This window comes from Acidihalobacter sp., assembly GCF_037381185.1.
GTDB lineage: Bacteria > Pseudomonadota > Gammaproteobacteria > DSM-5130 > Acidihalobacteraceae > Acidihalobacter_A.
On sequence record NZ_JARRQY010000106.1, the window covers coordinates 1 to 4,415 of the forward strand.

The window sequence follows — 4,415 nt, forward strand, 5'->3', positions numbered from 1 at the left end:
GAACCCGGCGGCGGCATCGGCGGCGGCGAAGGCACCGTACCCGCCTGGAACCGGCCCGACCTGATCGCCCACGGCCACGACGGCCTGGCCGCCGTCACCCCCAGGGACCACGTCTGGGTCGCCGGCACCGATGCCGTGCTCAGCGCCGGACAGGATCTGGACCTTGCCGCCCAGGGCAAGCTGAGCTTCGTGGCCGATGAGGGCATCGCCCTCTACGCCCAGGGCAACCCCGGCGGCGCCCGCCCGGTCGCCCAGACCGGCATCGCCCTGCATGCGGCCAGCGGCAAGGCCACCCTGCAGGCCCAGCACGACAAGGCCGAGTTCCTGGCCCAGGGCGACGTCACGCTCGCCAGCACCCAGGCCAGCGTCAAGGCCAGCGCCAAGCGCTCGTTCCTGCTCGCCGCCGGCGGCGCCTACATCAAGCTCGACGGCACCAACATCGAGATCGGCGCCCCCGGCGCGGTGCAGTTCAAGGCCGGCGGCAAGTCGCTGTCCGATCCCCGCGGCGGCGGGGACTCGGCGGGGCTCGGCAGTGCGGTGGCCAAGGATTGTCCGAAGTCGCTTTCGGCGGCCGCGGCTTCGGGCGCAGCGGCGGTATAAGCCATCATGGCCTTCGATCCACACCACCCGCAGCAACGCCGGTTGGCGGAAGCCTTGGCCGCCGACGCCTCGCTTCAGGCCTACGTCCTGCTCAACCCATTACCGCAGGACTTGCGCTCGGCGCTGGAACTGGACGACGAGCTGTACGACGCCCACGTGCTCGATCTGCGCCGCCAGGACATTCCGCGCGAGCACTACCCGCGCCTCGTGCCCATTCACCCTCATGCCACCGAAATCATACATGCCACCCTTGCCCACGCCCTCGACGAGCAACGCCCTTCGAGTGCCGAGTCAACCCAGGGCTTCGGAATCGGTGGCTGGCTGACGAGCGCCGCCAAACCAGCCGTGCTGATGGACTACCTGAGCCTGTGTATGAGCCAGATCCTGCGCGGCGACGGAAGAAAGTATTTTCGCTGGTCCGACCGTCGCATCTTCGAATGGATGTGGCCGGTGCTCGATGCGCCCGCACGCACCGCTCTGCTCGGCCCGGTGGCCTCCTGGTGGACGCTGGACCGGCGCGGTGCTTTGCAGGAACACACCGCCGCCCCCTGGGAACCCTCCATCAAACCGCTGCGCCTGAGCGATGCGCACTGGCGGCATGCTCACCCGTGCGAATCCGTGCAGGACATGCTTCGCGGCTGGCAGGCGTTTGCCGATCCCCTGCCGCAAGCGTATCTGCCGCATGCGGCGCAGGCCGTGCGCGCTGCCCACTCGCTGGGGTTCACTGCAGAGGCGGACGTCGTGCTCATCGGGGCCTATGTACTGCAGATTCATCCCCGCCTTTGCGAACACCCGCGCCTGCGCGAGCTGGTTCGCAGAGCGCGTGAACGGCAACAGCCCCTGGCCGAAGCCCTGGCCGGCGTTGCCGACGATGGCTGGGATGCCATGCGCGACGACCTTGTCCGCGCCGATCGACCGACGACAGAACCCAACAGAGATCCGTATCATGGCTGAGGGAAACCGTTATTCCGCCAACGCCCAGAAGGCAGCCTCTTCGGCCTCGCCATGCGCCGCCGGCAAGTGCCCCAACTGCGACAAGCAAGGGCTCGCCGTGCTGCTCACCATCCCCACGCTGGCCGAGACGACTTACGCAAACAGCGTGCGCGGCACTATCGCGCCACTGCTCGACGGCACCGCCGACCCGGCCCTCGCGGCCTCGGGCTACGTCATGCGCACCCTGCGCGAAGGCTATGTGATGGCCTTCTACGAGAACGACAAGCTCAGCCCCGAGATCGCCGCCCAGGGGGGGTGGAGCCTGAACCGCGTGCACAAGGGCGGGTATCTGACGCCGGCCCGTTTCGCCGCCGCCGAAGCCGGCACGACGGCCGCGGAGGCACCGTTTTCCTGCAGCCGGGTTGCAGGCTTTGCCTCCGCGCTGTTGTTCACCATCCCCAAGGCCGAACACGCCGGCAAGGTATGGGTCGCCTTCAGCAGCCATCCCTGGAGTGCCAAGGTACGCGAGGCCTACGCCGCCGATGCGGCGATGCGCGACAAGTACATGACCTGCATAGAGGCCGCCGCCGGCACCTGTCGGCGTTCGCTTGCGCTCACCCCCGACAATCTGAGCAAGGCAGTGATCGACTTCGTGCCGCAGCGCGACCCCAAGGTGCTCAAGGGCAACCCCTGGCCGCTGCGCCACCTGGCCGCCGATGCCGAGCATCTGGGGCGCCCGCTGCGGGAGAACTTTCCCTTTCTGCGCGACCTGCTCGACACGACCCTGCGCCCCGAAGACGCCGCGGATGTCTACGCACAGGCCGAAGCCGCCATCGGCAGCTCCGGCGCACTCACCATCGCCAACGCCATGATCGTCGGTCTTGCCGATGCCGAAGGCGTCACCACCACCGCGGCGCAGCGGCGCATCACGCTATGCAACAGCGCTGCCGAGTGGATCGCGGACTTCCGGGACAATCAGGGCGAACAAAATGGCTACTGGCGCCTGCAATCGGCGCTGAGCATCAAGGGATTGCTCGCGCTGGTGGACAACCAGGCCAGCGACCACAAAAAGCGCGAAGCCCCTTACGCGCACCTGCAGGGCAAGGCGGTCACCCGGCACGAGTTCGACGCCATGATGAGCGCCCACCAACTGCCCAAGGACGCACGATTCGCCCCCGACCAGCGCCACACACCAGCGGGAGCCTGCCCCGAGGGCATGTCCGTGACCTATGCCGATCCCAGTCGCGGCACCATCGACATTCCCTCCGCCGAACGCATCGAGCGCGACGCGGCCAAGCTCAAGCAGGACATCCGCGACAAGCTCACCGCCAAGGCCCGCGGCATGGACTGGACCAAGTTCCTGCAGACCTATGAGAACAAGGTACGGGACGACAAGCAGCGCCTCGCCCGATTGGAACTCGACCACAAGGCCTGGCTGGAAAGCGATCTGTTCAGACACTTGTACAGCGTCGATTTCGACGACACCGCCCTGGTGGACGGTCTGCCCTACGCCAGTTGCGTCAACAACTGCCTGATGGGCGGTCCGATGACCGACAAGGCGCTCGACTGGTGGAGCGGCTTTCTCGCGCAGGACCCCAGCCTCAAGCACAACCTGCTGGTGCGCGCCCTGCTGGGCAACCAGACGGCCTTCTTCGGTTGGTTTACCCAGCTCAGCCAGAAGGCCACGACCTTCGACGAACTCAAAGGCCTGCTCGACGTGGTGCGCGAAGCCCATGCGCAAGGCCGATCCGCCGGCTCGGCGCAAAACGCCGACGGGCTCGCACAATCCCTGCTCATGATCGCCACCTCGGTGGCCGCCGCCCTCGACAAGGCCGGCACGCTCGGCGAGGGCCTGCGCGAACGCCTCAAGCGGCTCGGGCTGAGTCTCATGGGCAAGAGCGAGCCAGGGCTCAAGCTCTACGTGCTGCGCGTGCCACTGAGCGTAGCCGCCCGGCTGTGGCGTTCCATGGCCGGCGCCACCGAGAACGTGCTCGCCAAGAGCGCCGAGGTCGGTCAGCGCAAGGTCAAGAGCCTGGTGCTCTCGGGCGCGATCGCCCTGGACATGGCCGGTAGCGCCAAGGCCGCCGACACGCTGGTCGACGTCTACTGCTGGAGCCAGGGCAGGCTCGAACTCAAGGTCGGCAAGGTGGCCGGCAAATACACCCTCACCACCGCCGAGGTCACCGCCGCCAACGAAGCCCCGTTCACCCTCAAGCTCACCGAACAGACCGCCCAACAGCTCACCCGCGACAGCATGCGCATCCTGCGCGGCGCCCGAACAGGGGCTGAAAATGACCGCGGGGTATGCGGCGGCGTTTGCGACGTTTGTGGGGGCGGTTCAGGCGGCGGTGAATGCGTATAGCTCGAACCGGCATGGTGATGATGCAGCGGCAACGGTTGAGATTATTCAGTCCTTCTTTCTCTTGACTGCCTCAGTTGCCTTATTCTCAGCAACGAGCGTCGCCGCTGGCTTTGAAGTTGCCGGAATCTCTGCTCTTAGTGCCTCCGCATGGACCGGCATCGGCTTGATTTTTGTCGGCCTCGGCATGTTGATGGCTTACGTCATTCTACTGGTCAAGGATAAGCCGCCGGAAGTCTGGGCTGCCCGATGCATTTGGGGTAATGCCAGCCAGAGCGAGAAATATCCGACTCTTCAACATGAGGTCGCCGGGCTCAACGAAATGATCATGGGCGCAGAGGTGGATTTTGCCTATAACTCCGGTGGCACATTCTGGAGCGATGCACTGGTCAACGTCAGCGCATCGCAGCGCAATTGGGGGGAATCGGCGGCGGGCCGGCCTCTGACCCCGCAGACTCATGAGGCGTGGCTGCGCCTGGTTCTGCCCAAGGAACTCAAGCCCCGTATCGGCTGGCTGCTGCAG

The 4,415-nt window shown here is 66.4% G+C and carries 4 protein-coding genes; all 4 read left to right on the forward strand.

Annotated elements, in window-relative coordinates:
• On the forward strand, positions 1-600 hold a 600-nt coding region (locus P8014_RS20280), incomplete at its 5' end, for a DUF2345 domain-containing protein (RefSeq protein ID WP_337819148.1).
• Positions 601-606: 6 nt separating this feature from the next.
• On the forward strand, positions 607-1,554 hold the full coding sequence (locus tag P8014_RS20285) for a DUF4123 domain-containing protein (RefSeq protein ID WP_337819149.1): 948 nt from the start codon (positions 607-609) through the stop codon (positions 1,552-1,554).
• Entirely contained in the window at positions 1,547-3,895 is a 2,349-nt protein-coding gene (locus tag P8014_RS20290; RefSeq protein ID WP_337819150.1) for a T6SS effector BTH_I2691 family protein, read from the forward strand. Before P8014_RS20285 ends, P8014_RS20290 begins: the two co-directional genes overlap by 8 nt.
• The coding region (locus tag P8014_RS20295; protein WP_337819151.1) for a hypothetical protein at positions 3,825-4,415 on the forward strand (591 nt) is incomplete at its 3' end. The genes P8014_RS20290 and P8014_RS20295, both read left to right, overlap by 71 nt.